At 31.6% G+C, this 19,090-nt stretch carries 14 protein-coding genes; 10 read left to right on the top strand and 4 right to left on the bottom strand.

What is annotated here, in order from left to right; all coding sequences use genetic code 11:
• Nucleotide 1: 1 nt before the first annotated feature.
• From coaBC to DFQ10_RS17190, 10 genes are all read left to right on the top strand, one after another.
• The gene (gene coaBC, locus DFQ10_RS17235; RefSeq protein WP_115818692.1) at nt 2–1,213 is read left to right on the top strand and encodes a bifunctional phosphopantothenoylcysteine decarboxylase/phosphopantothenate--cysteine ligase CoaBC; all 1,212 of its coding nucleotides are present in this window, start codon (nt 2–4) and stop codon (nt 1,211–1,213) included.
• Nucleotides 1,206–2,093 (top strand): type IX secretion system protein PorD, encoded by an 888-nt coding sequence (porD, locus tag DFQ10_RS17230; RefSeq protein WP_115818691.1) that lies wholly within the window; start codon nt 1,206–1,208, stop codon nt 2,091–2,093. Before coaBC ends, porD begins: the two co-directional genes overlap by 8 nt.
• Nucleotides 2,094–2,258: 165 nt before the next feature.
• Nucleotides 2,259–3,911 (top strand): DNA repair protein RecN, encoded by a 1,653-nt coding sequence (gene recN, locus DFQ10_RS17225; RefSeq protein WP_115818690.1) that lies wholly within the window; start codon nt 2,259–2,261, stop codon nt 3,909–3,911.
• Nucleotides 3,912–3,998: 87 nt separating this feature from the next.
• Entirely contained in the window at nt 3,999–4,817 is an 819-nt protein-coding gene (locus DFQ10_RS17220; RefSeq protein ID WP_115818689.1) for an enoyl-ACP reductase FabI, read from the top strand.
• A gap of 238 nt (nt 4,818–5,055) precedes the next feature.
• Nucleotides 5,056–8,760 carry a fibronectin type III domain-containing protein gene (locus tag DFQ10_RS17215; RefSeq protein ID WP_115818688.1) on the top strand — a complete coding sequence of 1,235 codons (3,705 nt, stop codon included), beginning with the start codon at nt 5,056–5,058 and terminating at the stop codon, nt 8,758–8,760.
• 167 nt (nt 8,761–8,927) lie between these two features.
• On the top strand, nt 8,928–9,935 hold the full coding sequence (locus DFQ10_RS17210) for a glycosyltransferase (protein ID WP_115818687.1): 1,008 nt from the start codon (nt 8,928–8,930) through the stop codon (nt 9,933–9,935).
• 18 nt (nt 9,936–9,953) lie between these two features.
• Nucleotides 9,954–10,898, top strand: a complete 945-nt coding sequence (locus DFQ10_RS17205) for a CdaR family protein (protein ID WP_181897664.1) — start codon at nt 9,954–9,956, stop codon at nt 10,896–10,898.
• The gene (coaE, locus tag DFQ10_RS17200; protein ID WP_115818685.1) at nt 10,899–11,489 is read left to right on the top strand and encodes a dephospho-CoA kinase; all 591 of its coding nucleotides are present in this window, start codon (nt 10,899–10,901) and stop codon (nt 11,487–11,489) included. It abuts the gene before it with no gap.
• Nucleotides 11,490–11,561: 72 nt separating this feature from the next.
• On the top strand, nt 11,562–13,130 hold the full coding sequence (locus DFQ10_RS17195; protein ID WP_245940760.1) for a sensor histidine kinase: 1,569 nt from the start codon (nt 11,562–11,564) through the stop codon (nt 13,128–13,130).
• 10 nt (nt 13,131–13,140) lie between these two features.
• Nucleotides 13,141–13,851 carry a response regulator transcription factor gene (locus tag DFQ10_RS17190; RefSeq protein WP_115818683.1) on the top strand — a complete coding sequence of 237 codons (711 nt, stop codon included), beginning with the start codon at nt 13,141–13,143 and terminating at the stop codon, nt 13,849–13,851.
• A gap of 80 nt (nt 13,852–13,931) precedes the next feature.
• Here DFQ10_RS17190 and miaA read toward each other — a convergent pair whose 3' ends face one another.
• Genes miaA through DFQ10_RS17170 form a run of 4 tightly spaced genes read right to left on the bottom strand, consistent with a single transcriptional unit; the run spans nt 13,932 to nt 19,046 of the window.
• On the bottom strand, nt 13,932–14,840 hold the full coding sequence (gene miaA, locus DFQ10_RS17185; RefSeq protein WP_115818682.1) for a tRNA (adenosine(37)-N6)-dimethylallyltransferase MiaA: 909 nt from the start codon (nt 14,838–14,840) through the stop codon (nt 13,932–13,934).
• Nucleotides 14,830–15,705, bottom strand: a complete 876-nt coding sequence (locus DFQ10_RS17180; RefSeq protein ID WP_115818681.1) for an ion transporter — start codon at nt 15,703–15,705, stop codon at nt 14,830–14,832. Before DFQ10_RS17180 ends, miaA begins: the two co-directional genes overlap by 11 nt.
• Nucleotides 15,706–15,729: 24 nt before the next feature.
• The gene (locus DFQ10_RS17175; RefSeq protein ID WP_115818680.1) at nt 15,730–17,676 is read right to left on the bottom strand and encodes a DUF3857 domain-containing protein; all 1,947 of its coding nucleotides are present in this window, start codon (nt 17,674–17,676) and stop codon (nt 15,730–15,732) included.
• Nucleotides 17,676–19,046 carry an exonuclease domain-containing protein gene (locus tag DFQ10_RS17170; RefSeq protein ID WP_115818679.1) on the bottom strand — a complete coding sequence of 457 codons (1,371 nt, stop codon included), beginning with the start codon at nt 19,044–19,046 and terminating at the stop codon, nt 17,676–17,678. The genes DFQ10_RS17175 and DFQ10_RS17170 overlap by 1 nt, the downstream gene beginning before the upstream one ends.
• Between the last annotated feature and the right edge of the window lie 44 nt (nt 19,047–19,090).

Raw genomic sequence — 19,090 nt, 5'->3', positions numbered from 1 at the left:
GATGTCTATTCTAAAGGATAAAAATATTTTATTGGGCATTACTGCTGGTATTGCCGCATACAAATCTGCTAACTTAGTACGATTATTTATTAAAGCAGGCGCTAACGTTAAAGTCGTTATGACGCCTGCTTCTAAGGATTTTGTAACACCACTTACACTTTCTACACTCTCTAAAAATCCTGTTTACTCTTCCTTTGTGGATGAAGAAGATGATAGCCACGTTTGGAATAATCATGTAGATTTAGGCCTTTGGGGAGATTACTTTGTTATTGCTCCAGCCACAGCCAATACTATGGCAAAAATGGCCAATGGAGTTTGTGATAATATTCTTTTAGCAACATATTTATCTGCCAAATGTCCTATATATTTTGCGCCTGCAATGGATTTGGATATGTACAAGCACCAATCAACAAAAGAATCATTCCGTAAATTAACGTCTTTTGGCAATAAGTTAATACCTGCAGGAACAGGAGAACTTGCTAGTGGATTAGTTGGTGAAGGTAGAATGGCAGAACCAGAAGACATTGTTAGCTTTATTGAGAAAGATATTTTAGATCAATTACCATTAAAAGGGCAACGTGTATTAATTACAGCTGGTCCTACTTACGAAGCATTAGATCCTGTGCGTTTTATAGGAAATCATTCTAGTGGTAAAATGGGATTCGAAATAGCTAAGGCGGCTTCAAATTTAGGTGCTGAGGTAATTTTAGTTACAGGTCCTACACATCAAAAAATAACACATAATTTTGTAACGGTAAAACCTGTGGTTAGTGCAGAAGAGATGTATAATGAGGTTCATTTGCATTTTAAAACTTCAGATATCGCTATTCTTTCTGCCGCTGTTGCAGATTATAGACCAAAGAATGTTGCGAATCAGAAAATAAAAAAGAAAGATTCTACGTTTACTATAGAGTTAGAAAAAACAAAAGATATTTTAAAATCATTAGGCGAGATTAAAACCAATCAGTTTTTAGTGGGTTTTGCTCTAGAAACTAATAATGAATTAGAGCATGCTAAAGGAAAATTGGTATCTAAGAATTTAGATCTTATTGTGCTCAACTCATTACAAGATAAAGGAGCGGGTTTTGGTGTGTCCACAAATAAAGTTACATTTATAACATCTTCTAACACAATTATTGAAAACGAATTAAAATCTAAATCAGAAGTAGCTGAAGATTTAATGCAACTTATATTAAAACAAAACCATGCGTAACCTATTTCTTTTATTTGCTTTTTTATTTTCAACTTTAGTAATTGCACAAGAGTTAAACTGTACCGTAAATGTTATTGCTCAACAAACAGGAAACGAAAATAATGTGGTTTTTAAAACATTAGAGAAGCAACTTACAGAGTTTGTTAATAATACTAAATGGACTAACGAAGCGTTTAGCCCAAAAGAGCGTATTAATTGCAGTATGGTGATTAATATAAAGGACTATAGTAACGATTTGTTTTCTGCAACATTACAAGTGTCTTCATCTAGACCTGTTTTTAATTCTTCTTATAATTCTCCAGTTTATAATTATAACGATAAGGATTTTAATTTTCAATATTTAGAGTTTCAGAATTTAATATTTAATGAAAGTCAATTTGAATCTAATTTAGTCTCTGTGTTAGCCTTTCATGTGTATATGATTTTAGGTATTGATGCAGATACTTTTGAACTTAAAGGAGGGGATAAATATTTTAAACAAGCACAAACAATTGCTAGTTATTCTCAACAACTTAATGGTCAAGGATGGAAATTAGAAGATGGTTTACAATCTCGCTTTGCATTAATTGATAACTTAATGTCACCATCTTACAAGGATATGAGGTCTGCTATGTATAACTATCATATTGGCGGATTAGACATTATGAATGAAAACACCAAAGACGGGAAAAATAAAATTATTACTGTACTAAATGAATTGCAAAAAGTACATAGAGTAAGACCTAATTCCTTTTTAATGCGTGTGTTTTTTGATGCAAAAGCCGACGAAATTATGGATATTCTTTCTGGAGGACCAAGTGTTAATATTGCAGAAGCAACAGAAATTTTGAATAGAATAGCTCCAATGTATTCTCAAAAATGGAGAAATATTAGATATTAGTTTTTTCACATTGTACTTTTTAGTTAGGTTTTAAGATGCGCTTCTTTATATAATTGCTTGGCTTAAGGGGTATTCTTTAGTAATAGTAAATATTATATTTATTCTTTCTCGTTTTCATTTTTAAAAGACAAAATCACTTAATTTTGTATTTCAAATTTTAGATCCTTGTTAACATCACTTCACATAAAAAATTACGCACTTATAGATGAGTTAAGTGTAGCTTTTAATAATGGTTTAACTATTATTACTGGAGAAACAGGTGCTGGAAAATCCATTTTATTAGGTGGTTTATCCTTAGTTTTAGGTAAACGAGCAGATTTAAGTCAGGTAAAAAATACGGGTGATAAATGTATTATTGAAGCTACTTTTGATATTGCTAACTACGATCTAAAAGCATTATTCACATCCTTAGATTTAGATTATGATGTGCAAACCATTATACGACGCGAAATTTTACCTTCAGGGAAATCAAGAGCCTTTATTAACGATACTCCTGTGACTTTAGAAAGTCTGGTGGCTTTGAGCAGTTATCTTATAGATATTCATTCACAACATCAAACGCAACAATTAACTCAAGACGATTATCAATTTAAAGTTATTGATGGTTTGGCTGAAAATAAAGGGAATTTAGAAGACTTTTCTAAAGGATTAGTGGAGTATAAGTCACTTCAGAAATCTTTAGAAGCATTAAAGATTTCTAAGGCTGAATTGATAAAAGAATACGATTATAATTTGTTTTTATCCAAGGAGTTGAATGAAATAAATTTAGAGAAAATTAATCTCGAAGATTTAGAATCTCAATACGAAGAACTTAATAATGTTGAGATTATAGGAGAGAAGCTAAGTAGTGTAAAATCAATACTTAGCACAGAAGAAATTGGAGCGATAGATCAATTAAATACAGCAAAACAAGAGTTAACTAAAATAGCTAGTTTTGGTAAATCTTATGAGGCTTTAAAAGAACGCATTATTAGCGTAGGTATTGAACTCGATGATGTTTTAATTGAATTAGATAATCTTGAAGATAATCTATCTTCAGATCCACAAGAATTAGAACGTATTGGAAGTAAAATTCAAATTGTAAATAATTTATTTCAAAAACATGCTGTTTCAGAAGTTAACGATTTAATAGGAATTAGAAATGATTTAAAATTAAAGATTGATAACACTGAAAGTCTAGACGAAACCATACTTCTCAAAGAAAAAGAGATTTTAAAATTAGAAGAGAAGCTTAATCAGATAGCTTCAAAAATTCATAATAAAAGGAAGAAAATTATTCCAGTTTTCGTTTCAAAATTAGAAACTATTCTTTCAGATTTAGGCATGCCAAATGCCAAGTTTAAGGTAGAGTTAGAAGTTACTGACCATTTTGTAAAAAACGGAAAAGACAACTTACAGTTTCTATTTATGGCAAATAAGGGATCTAGTTACAATGAGCTCAAAAAATCTGCCTCAGGTGGAGAATTATCTCGTATAATGTTAGCTATAAAATCTATTTTGGCTGAATATATTCAGTTACCATCTATTATGTTTGATGAAATTGATACAGGTGTTTCTGGAGAAATTTCGAACAAAATGGGAGAAATTATGAAACACATGAGTAATAAGATGCAGGTTTTTACCATTACACATTTGCCTCAGATTGCAGCCAAAGGAAACTCGCATTTTAAAGTATTTAAAACAGATACTAAGGACGTAACTCATACACAACTTAAGAAACTAAACGAAGAAGAACGTATTGTTGAGATTGCTCAAATGTTAGGTGGCTTAACAATTACAGATTCTGCCATGGCTCATGCTAAGCAATTACTGAATTAACCACTGAATTTTTAAAATCCAAAGTTTTGTTAACTTTGAGATTATTAGGATAACCAACTTATATAAAAACCGATTAACCACAAACACATGTCTTACAATTTACTAAAAGGAAAAAAAGGAATCATATTTGGAGCTTTAGATGAAAATTCTATTGCTTGGAAAACTGCTGTACGTGTTCATGAAGAGGGAGGCACATTTGTACTAACCAATGCACCTGTTGCAATGCGAATGGGACAGATTGATGAATTAGCGAAGATAACAGGCTCACAGATTATTGCTGCAGATGCGACTTCTGAAGAAGATCTTCAAAATTTGGTAATACAATCTATGGAGATATTAGGAGGTAAAATTGATTTTGTATTGCATTCCATAGGCATGTCAATTAATGTTAGAAAAGGAAATCATTATACAAATCAAAATTATACTTGGACACAAAAAGGAACGGACGTTTCTGCGATGTCTTTTCATAAAGTTATGCAAACGCTTTATAAAGCAGATGCTATGAATGAATGGGGAAGTATTGTGGCTTTAACATATATGGCGTCTCAACGTGTCTTTCCAGATTATAATGATATGGCAGATAATAAAGCGTATTTAGAAAGTGTTGCGCGTAGTTTTGGCTATTTTTTTGGTAGAGATAAAAAAGTACGAGTTAATATCATTTCGCAATCACCAACACCAACTACAGCGGGTTCAGGTGTAAAAGGTTTTGATGGATTTATAGCTTATGCAGATAAAATGTCGCCTTTAGGTAATGCAACTGCAATGGATTGTGCAAATTATACAGTGACACTATTTAGTGATTTAACAAAACGAGTAACGCTTCAGAATTTATATAATGATGGAGGATTTAGTAATATGGGTGTCAGTGATGCCGTTATGGAGACCTTTGTAGATAATCAATAATATCTTCAACAAGTATTAAATTTATAGCCGTTACATTATTATGTAACGGCTTTTTTTTTCTTATGAATTTAAGGAATTTTGAACATTTAAGTAGTTAAAAATAATTTGTATTTTAAAGAATGACTTTAACGTTTCTTATCGGTATTTTTTACTTTTAAACGATTTGAAAGTTAAACCTAATATAGTTGCAAATAATTAACATATTTTTAAAGAATTACTAACTTAAACATGAATTTTTATGAAGAAAATTACATTAAAATTTTTAATGGCAATAGCGTTGGTGTTTTCATACAGCGGTATGGCACAAACATTAAATGAAGCTGCAGGTTGGCCTAGTGCTGATTGGACCATATCTGGTACTTATACAGCTGCAGGCTTATTAAGTGACCCAACCGTGGATGCTACTTTTGGCTTTGACGATGACGCAGCAGGGAATGGCTCATTTGATGATATTCAAGCAACGTCACCAATTATTGACTTAACGGCTGCTAGTGTAGCAGGTGAGACTTGGATATCTGTAAGTGGAGATATCATTTATTATGAACTTGAAGATGTATTGACTATTGAAGTTTATGATGCTGATGCGATGACTTGGTCTGTGGTAGAAACATTCGATGGAAATACTACTGTTGTTGCAGATTTTCAAAATTGTGCAGCTACAGTGGCTTACACTTCATCAGTAATAAACATTGCTGGTTATACTGCAACACAGTTGTCAGGTTTTCAATATCGTTTTTCTTATGATGATTTAGATGGTTATGAGTGGGGATTTTGTTTATCGTCTCCAACCATAACTTCAGAAACACCTCCTGCTTGTGCAGATCCGATAGCTTTGATGGTAGCTAATATGACTTCTAGTTCTGCTGATTTATCATGGACAGAAAGTAGCACGGCAACAGCTTGGGATATTGAAATAGTAGATGTAACTGCTGCTGGTGCTCAAACAATGACACCTACAGAGACTGGAGTTACAAACCCTTACACTGTAATGGGATTAACTGCGGATAATGACTACGAATATTATGTAAGAGCAAATTGTGGTGTAGACGGAACTTCAAATTGGGTTGGACCGATAGCGTTCTCAACTACAGTTTCATGTCCAGATCCTTCTACATTAACAGCTACAGGTATTACTACAACATCAGCTGATTTAGGATGGACAGCTGTTGGTGGTACAACTCTTTGGGATATTGAAATAGTAGATGTAACTGCTGCTGGTGCTCAAACAATGACACCTACAGAGACTGGAGTTACAAACCCTTATACTATTATGGGATTAACTGATAGTAATGATTATGAATATTATGTAAGAGCAGATTGTGGTGGTGGTGATGTAAGTGCGTGGGCTGGTCCTTTTGCTTTTACAACTGAATGTAACTCTTTTACAGCACCTTACTCAGAAGATTTTGAAAATGCAGGAGCAATACCAAATTGTTGGTCAAGTGCTTCATCAACTTCAAAAGATTGGAGCTTTGCTACAGTGCCAACATTTGGAAATGCTTATTCAGACCATACAACTGGTGCTGGCTATTTCGCATTTGTAGATGCTTCAACAGCAACTGTAACTGCTGATGCAACTTTAACATCTCCTTCAGTAGATGTTAGTGGTCTTACAACGCCAGCTTTAGATTTTTATGTTTATCATTTTGTTGCTGGAGGAGTAAATTCTAATACGCTGACAGTAGAAGTTTGGGATGGAGCTGCATGGAATGTAGTTTATACAGATAATACTGGTGATATTGATGAGTGGGAGCATGTAATAATTGATTTATCTACACTTACTATAACAGGAGATATAATAGCTAGATTTATTCAAGATACTGCTTCTAATCCAAATTACGAAAATGATATAGCAATTGATGATGTATCATTTGTAGAGGCACCTTCTTGTTTTGATCCATCAAGTTTAACTGTAGCAAATGTTTCTAGTGATTCAGCTGAATTAGGTTGGACAGAGAACGGTAGTGCTACTTCATGGAATATTGAAATAGTTGATATTACAACTGCAGGAACACCTACAGGAACACCTACAGCTACAGGAGTTACTAATCCTTATATGGCAACAGGTTTAACTCCAGATAATGATTATGAATTTTATGTACAAGCAGATTGTGGTGCTAGTGGAGTATCCGCTTGGATTGGACCTTTAGCATTCACTACAACAGTGTTATGTCCAGAACCAACAGCATTAAATGCTGCTAATATAACAGCAGATTCGGCAGATTTAGAATGGACTATTGGTTCTACTGAAGTGTTGTGGGATGTTGAATTAGTTGATATCACAGCTGCAGGTACTGTAACGGGTACACCAACTGCTACAGGAGTTAGTAATCCATATATGGCAACAGGGTTAGCTTCTAATAATGAATATGAATTTTATGTAAGAGCTGATTGTGGAGCAAATGGTGCTTCTATATGGGTAGGTCCTTTTGCGTTTACAACTGCATGTACAGCAATTGTTCCTGATTATACAGCAGATATGTCAGTTAATGTACCAGATACATGTTGGGAAGAGGCTTCTAATGGTGAAGTTGCTACAGGTCCTACAGATCTAGGTTCATCTTCATGGAAAACTGATGCTTTTGGTCCTGATGATAATTTTTATGGTGCAGGTATTTATAGTAATAGAATAAATATCTATGGTACTTTTGCAATAAGAGATTGGTTAATATCACCAGTATTTGATTTATCATCTGGAGGTCCTTACCAACTAGAAATGAATGTCGCAGTAACAAACTACAATGATGGAGATACTGCAGATGCTATGGGAGATGATGATGAAGTACAACTATTAGTAACAACTGATGGTGGTGTAACTTGGGTTAATTTAACCACTTGGAATACAGGTAATGAACCAGTTCTTACAGGAACAGAATTTGTACAGGACTTAACAACTTACTCAGGTGACACACAATTTGCAATTTGGGCATCAAACGGAACTGTTGGTTCTACTGATTACGATTTCCATGTAGGTAAATTTAAAGTAAGAGAAATTCCTTCTTGTCTTGAGCCTACAAACGTAATGAGTACAATATCTGATATGACAGCAGATTTTACTTGGGGTATGGGTGATTCTGAAACTACTTGGGAGTATGCTAACTTAACGTCTCCTTCAACAGAACCAACTACCGGTACTTCTACAACGGATATGATGGCTTCAATTACAGGTCTAACGCCAGAAACGGCTTATGACTTTTATGTGCGTTCAGACTGTGGTGGAGATTATAGTAGTTGGGTAGTTGTAAGTTATACAACACCACCAACACCTCCATCTAATGATGATTGCTCAGGTGCTACGGCTTTAACACCAGGAGGAGTATTTGCTGATAATGCCATAGACGGAACTGTTTTTGGCGCATCGGCTGATGCAGAAGCTGCTTCTTGTGGTACTGATGGTGCTGGAGTATGGTATTCTATCGTGGTACCTGCAAGTGGAGATGTGACTATTCAAGTTGGTGATGATTCATCAGGTGGTACAGGTTTTGATTCTGTAATAGAAGCTTTTACAGGTACTTGTGGTTCGTTTAATTCTATAGGATGTGACGATGATGGTGTACCAGGCTTTGGAGATGGTTATTCTCAACTTGAATTAACAGGTTTAACAGGTGGAGAAACAATTTATGTTAGAGTTTGGGAATATGGTGGTGATGAAATCGAACCGTTTTCAATTTCAGCATATAGTGCTTCTTTAAGTGTTGGAGATGTTGAGAACGAAGCAGCATTTACATACTATCCAAATCCAGTTAAAAATACATTAACATTAAATGCTCAAAATACAATAGAGCAAGTAACAATGTATAATATGCTAGGTCAAGAAGTATTAAGGGTAACACCTAATACTGTTGATAGCGATATTAACATGTCTAGCTTACAAACTGGTGCTTACTTTGTTAAAGTAACTATTGGTAATGTAACTGAAACTATTAGAGTGATTAAGCAATAGGCTTACAACTAATATAATTTTTAAAAGCCGCTATTTTTAGCGGCTTTTTTTTGCTTTATACTTTACATTTTAGCTCATCCCATTTTAATTTTTTTCCATTAGAAACGAATTCAATTTAAGCTATAATATCTGTTAAAAGTTGTATTTGGTTTATTTACCTTTGTGATATGAAGACTATTACTTTTTCTTTTATTATTCCTGTTTATAATAGACCAGATGAAATTAAAGAACTCTTAGAAAGTTTTTTAAATTTTGAAGGTCAATACAACTACGAAATTGTAATTATTGAAGATGGCTCTACAGAAACTTCAGAACATGTTGTAGAACAGTTTATGGATCAACTCAATATTTCTTACTACTTTAAGCCTAATTCAGGTCCAGGTGATTCAAGAAATTATGGTATGCAAAAAGCGAAGGGAAACTATTATATAATTTTAGATTCAGATGTTTTACTACCTTCTAATTATTTAATAGAAGTTGATAAATTTTTGGAGACAACGTATTATGATTGTTTTGGAGGACCAGATGCTGCGCATAGCTCTTTTACTAATCTCCAAAAGGCAATAAACTTTGCGATGACTTCATTTATTACTACAGGTGGAATACGAGGAGGAAAACAAAAGGTTGAAGATTTTCAGCCTAGAAGTTTTAATATGGGATTATCTAAAAAAGCCTTTTTGGCTTCTGGTGGGTTTGGTAAAATTCATCCAGGAGAAGATCCAGATTTATCGCTGCGCTTACATAAATTAGGTTTTAAAACTACTTTAATTCAAAGTGCTTTTGTATATCATAAGCGTCGTGTCTCTTGGTCTAAGTTTTACAAGCAAGTTAATAAATTTGGTATGGTAAGGCCAATTCTAAATCAATGGCATCCTAGTTCTAAAAGTGTGGTGTATTGGTTTCCTACTTTGTTTAGTTTAGGGTTTATAGCTTCAATAGTAATGGCAATGTTTCATATTAATTTGCCGTTATATTTATATAGTTTCTATCTTATTTTAGCTTTTGTTTTGGCATTAATTTCTAATCGAAGTTTAAGCGTTGCATTTCAAGCGCTGTTAGCTATAATTATTCAGTTTTTTGGCTATGGTTATGGATTTTTAAAATCAACATTTACATTAGTTGTATTGGGTAAAAATCCTGAAGAATCATTTCCTCATTTATTTTTTAAAATATAAATGAATTCAAAGAAGAAAATGAACATAATAGACCAGTTAAAAAAGAGAAGCGTAAAACGTTTTAGTCTGTTCTTTGCCATTTCATTTGTATTTTTAATTATATCTAAGTTATCAAATGACTATAAACAAACTATAAAGCTTAAAGTAAATTTGGTTGGTTTTGAAGACGAAATTTTATTAAAAAATGACTCATCCAATTACATCATTGCGTATGTTGAAGCTAAAGGTTTTGCTTTAGTGCCTCTAATGTTCAAAAATTCTAAAGTACTTCAAGTAAACGCTAAAAAGGATGTTACGGTAAAATCAAATCATTTTATATTTGATGTACAAAAACATAAATTTCTTATTGAAAGTCAATTAGGGAATTCCTATGATTTGGTTTCTGTTTTACCAGATACGCTTCTAATTTCATATTCTAAACGCGCTTCAAAAAAGGTTCCGATAACTTTAAAACAGACTATTAATTATGCTGTTGGTTATGATTTAAAAGGAGACTTTAAATTTGATACAGATAGTGTGAAAATTGTAGGTGCAGCTTCTGAAGTCAATAAAATTAATACCATAACTACTGAAGATTTGGTTTTAAAGGATATTAACAGCAAGATTAATAAAAGTTTAAAATTAGATATATCAGATTATCAGAATATCGAAATATTTCCGAAATCAATTATGGTATCTGCCGAAGTAGCTCGTTTTACAGAAGGAACTGTAGATATACCTTTAACCATAACTCATCAACCCAATAATGTTACCATTAATTATTTTCCAAAAACAGTAAGTATTTCTTATTACGTAGATTTAGAAAATTATAATGCAGTAAACGCTTCAGACTTTAAAGTAGAGTGTGATTATGCTGAATTGGAAGAGAATCAAACTTATTTAGTACCTAAAGTGGTTAATAAACCAGATTTTGTAAAACATATAAATATTAAACAAAAACGAATAGACTTCATTAAATTATAAATGGTAGTAGTAGGATTAACAGGAGGAATAGGAAGTGGTAAAACAACAATTTTAAAATGTTTTCAGTCTATTGGTGTGCCTGTTTATATTGCAGATGCAGAGGCTAAGGCATTAATGAATAGATCTAAAGTTATTAGACGAAAACTAATAGATTTGTTTGGTAGCGACGCATATAAAGATGGTACGTTAAATAGACCATACTTAGCTTCACAAATTTTTAATGATAGGTCGGTACTTTCAAAAATGAATGCTATTGTGCATCCAAAAGTAGCAGCGCATTTTAAGCGATGGCTTAAAAAACAAAATGCAGATTATGTGATAAAGGAAGCTGCAATAATATTTGAAAATAATCTTGAAAACCAATACAATTACATCATAACCGTTGTTGCAGACGAAGCATTGAGAATACAACGCGTTATAAAACGTGATAACTCTTCAGAAGAAAAGGTAAAATCAATTATTAAAAATCAGCTGTCTGATGCTGAAAAGATTAAGAAGTCTGACTTTGTTATTTTAAACAATGATCTAGAAGACGCTAAGAAACAAGTCTTTAAAATCCATAAAGAGATCCTCAAAAAAATAAAAGTATAATTTATAGTTTTCTTTTGTTAACGTTAGGTTAAACCTAATTTGTACTAAATGTTAAAATGTTAAATTTGGCTAATGAGTAAAAAGCTATTTATATTATTGATAGTCTTAATGAGTTTATCTTTAATAGGTATCATTTTTGTGCAGTCATTTTTTATAAACAATAGTATAGAGAATGAAAAGAAGAATTTTACTTTAAGTGTTACAAGAGCTTTAAGTTTAACCTCTAATTCTATTGCCGAGAGTGAGTATAGAGATTATCTTCAGAAGCTTCGACCTTATTTAAATAATGAGAATAAAGCCAGTTCTTCTATTATAAAAGAATTATTTATAGCTACTGAAGATGATATTAATGATAAAAAAATAGTTCATTTTAATACTGTTTTTGAAGAGCTTTACAAGGTGCCATCAATGTTCGATGAGATTGATGCAGATAGTTTTAGTGTGAGTAAGCTATTCAGTGCTCGTGTAACTGATACTTATAATAATGTAAAAATTGATGGAAATAGACGAATAGATCCTGAAACAAGATTAAAAGAATATTCTTCTTTAACAGCTCTAGATAAACAAATGTATGAAGATACATTTAAAACTTTATTAAAGGACAAACCTGTTTATTTAAGAATTTCAGCCCAACAGGTTGAAACCATATTAAGGAGAGAATTAAAAAATGAAGGCATAGATTTAGATTTTGAATTTGCGATTTATGATAATGATTTAGCGACTAAAGTACAAACTGAAAATTTCAACAAAGAAAATGATTTTAGAGGTGTACCGGTTTTTTTAGATAATAATAATGAAAGTAGCTATAATTTATGGGTAGAGTTTCCGGAAAGAAAAAAATACCTATTCTCATCCATTATAAAGATGATTGTACTTTCAATAGTATTTACAAGTATTATAATTATTGCTTATGGAAGTGCCATTTATCAATTAATTAGACAACGTCAGATTTCACAGATTAAGACGGACTTTATTAATAACATGACACATGAATTTAAAACACCAATAGCAACTATTAATTTGGCTTTAGACTCTATTAAAAATCCTAAAATACTCAATGACCAAGAAAAGGTTCTGCGTTATTTAGGAATGATAAAAGAAGAGAATAAACGAATGCATGCACAGGTAGAAAATGTATTACGTATTTCTAAATTAGATAAAAATGAACTGAACATTAGTAAGGAACGTTATGAGTTACACGACTTAATAGAAGATGCTATTACACATGTAGAGTTAATAGTAGAAGATAGACAAGGTTATGTAAAAACACATTTAAATGCAGATAAATCATCTGTATTAGCAAATGAAACGCACTTCACCAATGTGATTGTGAATATATTAGATAATGCTATTAAATATTCGGATGAGGCACCAAAAATAGATGTGTATACCGAAAATGTTGGTAATAATATTATTTTAAAAATATCTGATCAAGGTAATGGAATGACTAAAGCTGTTGCGAAACGTGTGTTTGAAAAGTTTTATAGAGAGCATACAGGAAATGTGCATAATGTAAAGGGACATGGGCTTGGTTTGGCTTATGTAAAAAGAATAGTAGAAGACCATCAAGGTCATATATCAGTAGAAAGTGAAAAAGGAAAAGGCAGTACTTTTATTATAAAGATGCCGTTAATATCATAAAAAACGAATTATGGAAGAGCAAAATAAAAAAATACTTTTGGTAGAAGACGATCCAAATTTTGGAACCGTTTTAAAAGATTATTTAATGATGAACGATTACGACGTTGTACATGCTAAAAATGGTATGGAAGGCTTCGAAAAGTTTAAAAAAGATGATTATGATCTATGTATTTTAGACGTAATGATGCCATATAAGGATGGATTTACTTTAGCTAAAGAAATAAGAGAAAAGAATACAGATGTGCCAATTATTTTCCTAACTGCTAAGGCAATGAAAGAAGATGTACTTAAAGGTTATAAGGTTGGAGCAGATGATTATCTTAACAAGCCGTTTGATAGTGAAGTATTATTAATGAAAATTAAGGCTATTATTCAACGTAAGGCAACAGATTCTGTAGCAGACAGTAAACAATTTGAATTTAAGATTGGTCGTTTTGATCTTAACTCTAAATTACGTTTTTTAAAGTTTGACGGAGGTGATCCTACTAAATTATCACCAAAAGAAAACGAGTTATTACGCCTATTAGCTTTACATGAAAATGACTTAATGCCAAGAGAGTTAGCATTGACAAAAATATGGAGAGATGATAACTATTTTACGTCTCGAAGTATGGATGTTTATATTGCAAAATTGCGTAAATACTTAAAACCAGATCCTAATGTTGAAATTTTAAACATTCATGGCGAAGGTTTTAGATTAGTCATAAATACCGATAAATAATTAGTAAATTCTATATAGTTTTAAAATCCAGTTCTTTGAGCTGGATTTTTTTTAAGATATTATTTGAATATTGAATAAGCTTATTTATAGCTCTCAATATATTTTATAATTTCTTTAGTATCAGTTTCAAAATCAAACCATTTTATAGAATCATCTTTTCTAAACCAGGTCAATTGTCGTTTAGCAAAGCGCCTTGTATTTTTCTTAATTTCAGAAATTGCAAAATCTAATGTAGAGTTACCTTCAAAATATGCGAATAGTTCTTTGTAGCCAACTGTATTTAAGGCATTAAGGTGTTTGTATGGAAATAAGGATTCAGCTTCTTCTAATAGGCCATTTTCAATCATTATATCAACACGCTGATTAATTCTGTCGTAAATAATGGAGCGTTCTGCATTTAATCCAATAGAGATTGTTCTAAAATCACGTTGTTTTTCAGGATTGGTTAGAAATGAAGAGTACGGTTTTTTTGTACCTATACAAATTTCAAGAGCTCTAATAACACGTTGCGGATTATCTATTGCAATGGATTTATAAGCTTGCGGATCTAATTTTTTTAGTTGCTCCTGCAAATTAGCCAAACCATCATTTTCAAATTCTAAATTAAGATTTGTTCGTATACTAGAATCCACTTCAGGGAAATAATCTAAACCTTTTGTTACAGCCTTTACATACAACCCAGAACCACCAACCATTACAAGCGTAGAATTTATTTGATGTAATTCTTTAATTTTTGAAATTGCAGCACGTTCAAAATCACCAACATTAAAATTATCTTTTATAGATTGATGTTGAATAAAATGATGAGGAGCACCTTTTAATTCCTCTTGTGACGGAACTGCTGTGCCAATAGACATTTCCTTAAAAAATTGTCTAGAATCAGCTGAAATTATTTCAGTATTAAAATGTTGAGCTAGTTTAATACTTAAAGCTGTTTTACCAATGGCTGTAGGGCCAACTATAGAAATAAGCGTTTTATTATGAGTCATGATGCATTTTATGTCCACATTTGTGACAATATTCTGCACCATCTTGGTGCTTAGTATCTAAACAGTTTATACAGCATTGCGAGTTCATGTGTAAATCTTCAATGTCAGGAGTTACTGTTTTAGCATTTGCTTCATCAGCTTTAAGGCTGCTTTTAGTGTATTCTGCAGATACAATTCCGGTTGGTACAGCAATAATACCATAACCTAAAATCATAATGAAAGTAGTTATAAATTGCCCTAAAGGCGTTTGTGGAGCAATGTCTCCAAAACCTACAGTAGTTAATGTAACAATACACCAGTATACGCTTTTTGGAATGTTATCAAAACCATTAACCTCTCCTTCAACTAGGTACATAATTGTTCCAAAAATTATTGAGGAAACCATTACCGCAAATAGAAAAACGAGAATCTTAACTCTACTAGCAATTATGGAATCTTTTAATTGATTAGAAGCACCTAAATAACGAGCAAGTTTTAAAATTCTAAAAACCCTAAGTAAGCGTAAGGCTCTTAAAGTAACTAATGCTTGTGCTCCTCCAAATAAGAATGCGAGGTACATCGGAATGGTTGATAAGAAGTCAATAATACCAAAAAAACTAAAGATATATTTTACTGGTTTTTTTACACTTACAATTCTTAAAATGTATTCAATTGAAAATAAAATGGTTACAATCCATTCTCCAATATATAATAATTGGTGATATTCCTTATCAATACTAGCAACACTCTCTAGCATTACAAGTAAAATACTAAGTAAAATAAAGATTAATAATAGTACATCAAACCTTTTTCCAGCTGGTGTGTCGGCTTCATAAATTATTTCATGAAGTATAGTTTTCCAATTATGTTTTTGATTTGATTCCATGTCTTAAAAATACGAAAAGTAAAATTATTGTTTTTCTAAAACGATAACTGTATTATTTTGAATTTCTACCACCTTATCCATAAAGGTTTTTAGATAAGGGTAAAATTCTCTTGAATATAAGGTATTATTAAATTTAACTTTAAAATATACAACGATTTGGTTGTTTTTTGATTCTGTATTAAATATTAAACTTCCTGCGTTTTCAGGTAATGCATATTGCATGCTTGTAGGATTTTCTAAAATTTTAAAACTATCATTTACATCTATTTTTAAACTATACGTATAGATGTCTTTAAATCCAAAATCTATAGGGTAGGTTCTTTCTTGTAACTTAAAAGGATTTTCTTCAAAAAACTTTATTATAAATGGATTTAGATAAATTTTATTGCCAATATATTCTGGTTCAATAGAAAAATCGATACTTTCACTAAATTTAGGTTGTGTTTTATCAAAATCTAGGACTTCATGGTCAGTAATGATTATGTTGTTATAGTTATTCGCCTTATTGTCAATGTAATCAACAGGATTTTCGTCATACTGCTGCTTAAATTTGTTTGAATGGTAAGAAGTGAAATTACTTTTTATATTTCCTGAAATTAAATCATCTTCAGATAAAACAACTTCTACACGATGTGTTCTTGCTGAAAAACCATTCACATTAATAGGTTCCCAATGACTTTCATTATCAAAATCAATCAATCGTCCGTATTGGTTTAAACACCTAAAAGGTAATTCTCCGAATGAATGGTAAGGGTCTGTAGCATCCAAAAAATAGTCTTTTCCCTGTATGGTTGTTTTTACAATAACATAATTAAAATCGGAGAGAACAGGATATATTTTTGTAGCAAAACCATTGCCTCTTGTTGACATTAAGACAGGGAATGTTTTAAAACCTTCGCTTGTTAATAGATTTTCTAATAATAAATTAATTTCGAAAACACTACCCACTTTTTCTTTGATTAAGTTTTTAACTGAGACATCGTAACGTTCAGATTTACCATTCCATTTATAATTATTTAATACAAACTGATAGATGGCATTTGCTTTAGTTAAGTGATCTTCTATAATAGAGATTGAATTTGGTAAGATGTTTTTTACAAGACTTTTTTTTCCTATTTGTTTTCCAAAATCTTTGTCCGTTTTCAGTTCCCTGTCTACAACGTCCCAATTTTTAGTATATTTATTAATACTACCATCAAAACCTTTTATTACACTTAGTTCGTATTCAATTCTAGAAGTGTAATTTAAAGATGTAGTTGTAAAAGCTTCAGGTTTGTATGCAGGTATATCTTTCATTACATACTTTGAAACTGCACAATCTGCGTAAGAATTTGCTCTCCCTTCAATACATCTTTTTTCTAATCTTTTATCATGTGTATCAAATGGTAGTGTACCCACAAGCTTAATATGATACTCGTAGTTACCTGGAATACTGGTGTTATATTCGCTATAAAGTACGGGATCTTGCCCCTGAAAATACCAAGGTTGAAACTTGGTCATAAAACGAGATTGAGTTTCGTAACTTACCGTAATTATGCTGCCTACTTTTACATTTGGTAACACAAATTTCACTAGTTTGTAGTCGTCATTTTCCTCTTCAAAAATAGCATCTTCAGTTAACTCTGTTTTTATAATCCTATCGTTATCTAGATTATAAGTTGTACCTTTTATTGATTTAATTTTTTCTTCTGACGATTTTCCTTTATAAAGTTTTATCTCAAATTCTCCTCTCTCAATACCATTGGTTCTTAGGATTTTAATTTTTTGTTTAATTTCTGTTCTTAACCAAAATGTGTTTTTATCTACATAGCTGTTACCATAGTCGTAAATAACTAATGCACTAGCAGTTGAGTCTTTTACATAACTAGTAAGTTTTAATTCATTTTTATGAACTGACATTGTAGCATTGTAATCTTGAGAGAAGCTAAAACATGATAAAGAAATGGCAATTATTAAAAACTTTATTTTCATTAATTATTATTTAAATCTATAATTTTAAGCCTTTTATTTCTCCGCATATAACTCTGAATGATATGTTGAGTGTCTCTATCATTATCCATAGGCGTTATTAGAGAGGATAGTATTTTTTTATTATTTATTTGATGATTTAAATCAAAGAATCCCATGCCTTTAAATATGCCATTTTCTATTAAAAACACACTTTTTTCTTCAATGGCTCTTCCTTTATCAATAATTAGAATATTCTTACTGTTATAGGTGTATTTTTCAATAAGACTTGTAACTTTTTTATTGTAAAGGTCTATAGGCTCTTCATTAATACAAGCTCCTTGGCATTCTTTTACATCAAATTTAAAGCAACTGGTTTTTGTTTGGTATAAACCTGTGAGCTTTTGACATAAATTATATTCTTCAACAGCTTTAAACAAAAAATGCTTTCCACTAGCTCTTGTACTAAATGTTGTAATAGGTGTTTCCTCTCTATTAGATTTGTCAATGGATAAATTTATATAGCCATTATCATCAATTGAACTGTAGAGCGCATGCGTAAATATAGTTCTCCTTAATGCTCTATTAAAAATAGGTTTGTTCTTTTTTATTTCAGCACTTTCTTTAAGTAATGCCGCTAATTCGCTTCCTGTTTTTTCGTAAGTTACAGTATTTACTAATCTTTGTATTTTTTTAGACTTAGAATTTGTACCCGTAAAATGTTGAATAATTCGCTTTCTTATATTGTTGCTTTTGCCAATATAAATAATGTCTCCTTCGCTATTATGAATATAATAAACGCCAGTATCTGAAGGCATTTCTTCAATAATAGAATTAAGATTAGGAGCCATTTTAGATTTCTGTTCTACTTTAATGGCATCTTTAACAATAACTTTATCTAAATCCTTTGAGAGTAGCATTTTAAACAATTTCACCGTTGCCATGGCATCTCCATTTGCTCGGTGTCTATCGCTCATAGGTATACCCAAAGCACGCGTTAGCTTACCTAAGCTATACGATGCCATATCTGGAATAAGTTGTTTTGAAAGCTCAACAGTACAAAGTGTTTTTCTTTTAAAAGGAAAGCCTAAACGTTTAAATTCGGTTTTTAGAATTCTATAGTCAAAAGAAGAATTATGTGCTACTATTATGCAGTCTTCGGTAATTTCTACAATGCGTTTAGCCACCTCATAAAATTTTGGTGCATTTTTAAGCATGTTAGAATTTATACCGGTAAGATTAACAACAAAGGGTTGAATATCTCGTTCAGGATTAACCAATGAAATAAATTGATCGGTTACTTTATGACCATCAAATTGATAGATAGCAATTTCTGTAATTCCTTCTTCATTGTACTTGCCACCTGTGGTTTCTATGTCTAGTATTGCGTATATAACGTTACGTTATTTATTGTTATTGGTTTGTCAAAGTAAGAAAA

Origin of the sequence: Winogradskyella eximia (genome assembly GCF_003386165.1) — a bacterium.
GTDB classification, from domain to species: Bacteria; Bacteroidota; Bacteroidia; order Flavobacteriales; family Flavobacteriaceae; genus Winogradskyella; species Winogradskyella eximia.
Note: the sequence above shows the minus strand (reverse complement) of the source record. Positions and strands in the feature narration are given on the sequence as shown.

What these genes read in the sequence shown, in the direction of transcription:
- DFQ10_RS17175 (WP_115818680.1), bottom strand. Translation starts at nt 17,676, where the DNA reads ATGAAAATAAAGTTTTTAATAATTGCCATTTCTTTATCATGTTTTAGC.
- DFQ10_RS17190 (WP_115818683.1), top strand. Translation starts at nt 13,141, where the DNA reads ATGGAAGAGCAAAATAAAAAAATACTTTTGGTAGAAGACGATCCAAAT.
- coaBC (WP_115818692.1), top strand. Translation starts at nt 2, where the DNA reads ATGTCTATTCTAAAGGATAAAAATATTTTATTGGGCATTACTGCTGGT.
- miaA (WP_115818682.1), bottom strand. Translation starts at nt 14,840, where the DNA reads ATGACTCATAATAAAACGCTTATTTCTATAGTTGGCCCTACAGCCATT.
- DFQ10_RS17180 (WP_115818681.1), bottom strand. Translation starts at nt 15,705, where the DNA reads ATGGAATCAAATCAAAAACATAATTGGAAAACTATACTTCATGAAATA.
- porD (WP_115818691.1), top strand. Translation starts at nt 1,206, where the DNA reads ATGCGTAACCTATTTCTTTTATTTGCTTTTTTATTTTCAACTTTAGTA.
- DFQ10_RS17210 (WP_115818687.1), top strand. Translation starts at nt 8,928, where the DNA reads ATGAAGACTATTACTTTTTCTTTTATTATTCCTGTTTATAATAGACCA.
- coaE (WP_115818685.1), top strand. Translation starts at nt 10,899, where the DNA reads ATGGTAGTAGTAGGATTAACAGGAGGAATAGGAAGTGGTAAAACAACA.
- DFQ10_RS17195 (WP_245940760.1), top strand. Translation starts at nt 11,562, where the DNA reads ATGAGTAAAAAGCTATTTATATTATTGATAGTCTTAATGAGTTTATCT.
- DFQ10_RS17205 (WP_181897664.1), top strand. Translation starts at nt 9,954, where the DNA reads ATGAACATAATAGACCAGTTAAAAAAGAGAAGCGTAAAACGTTTTAGT.
- DFQ10_RS17220 (WP_115818689.1), top strand. Translation starts at nt 3,999, where the DNA reads ATGTCTTACAATTTACTAAAAGGAAAAAAAGGAATCATATTTGGAGCT.
- DFQ10_RS17215 (WP_115818688.1), top strand. Translation starts at nt 5,056, where the DNA reads ATGAAGAAAATTACATTAAAATTTTTAATGGCAATAGCGTTGGTGTTT.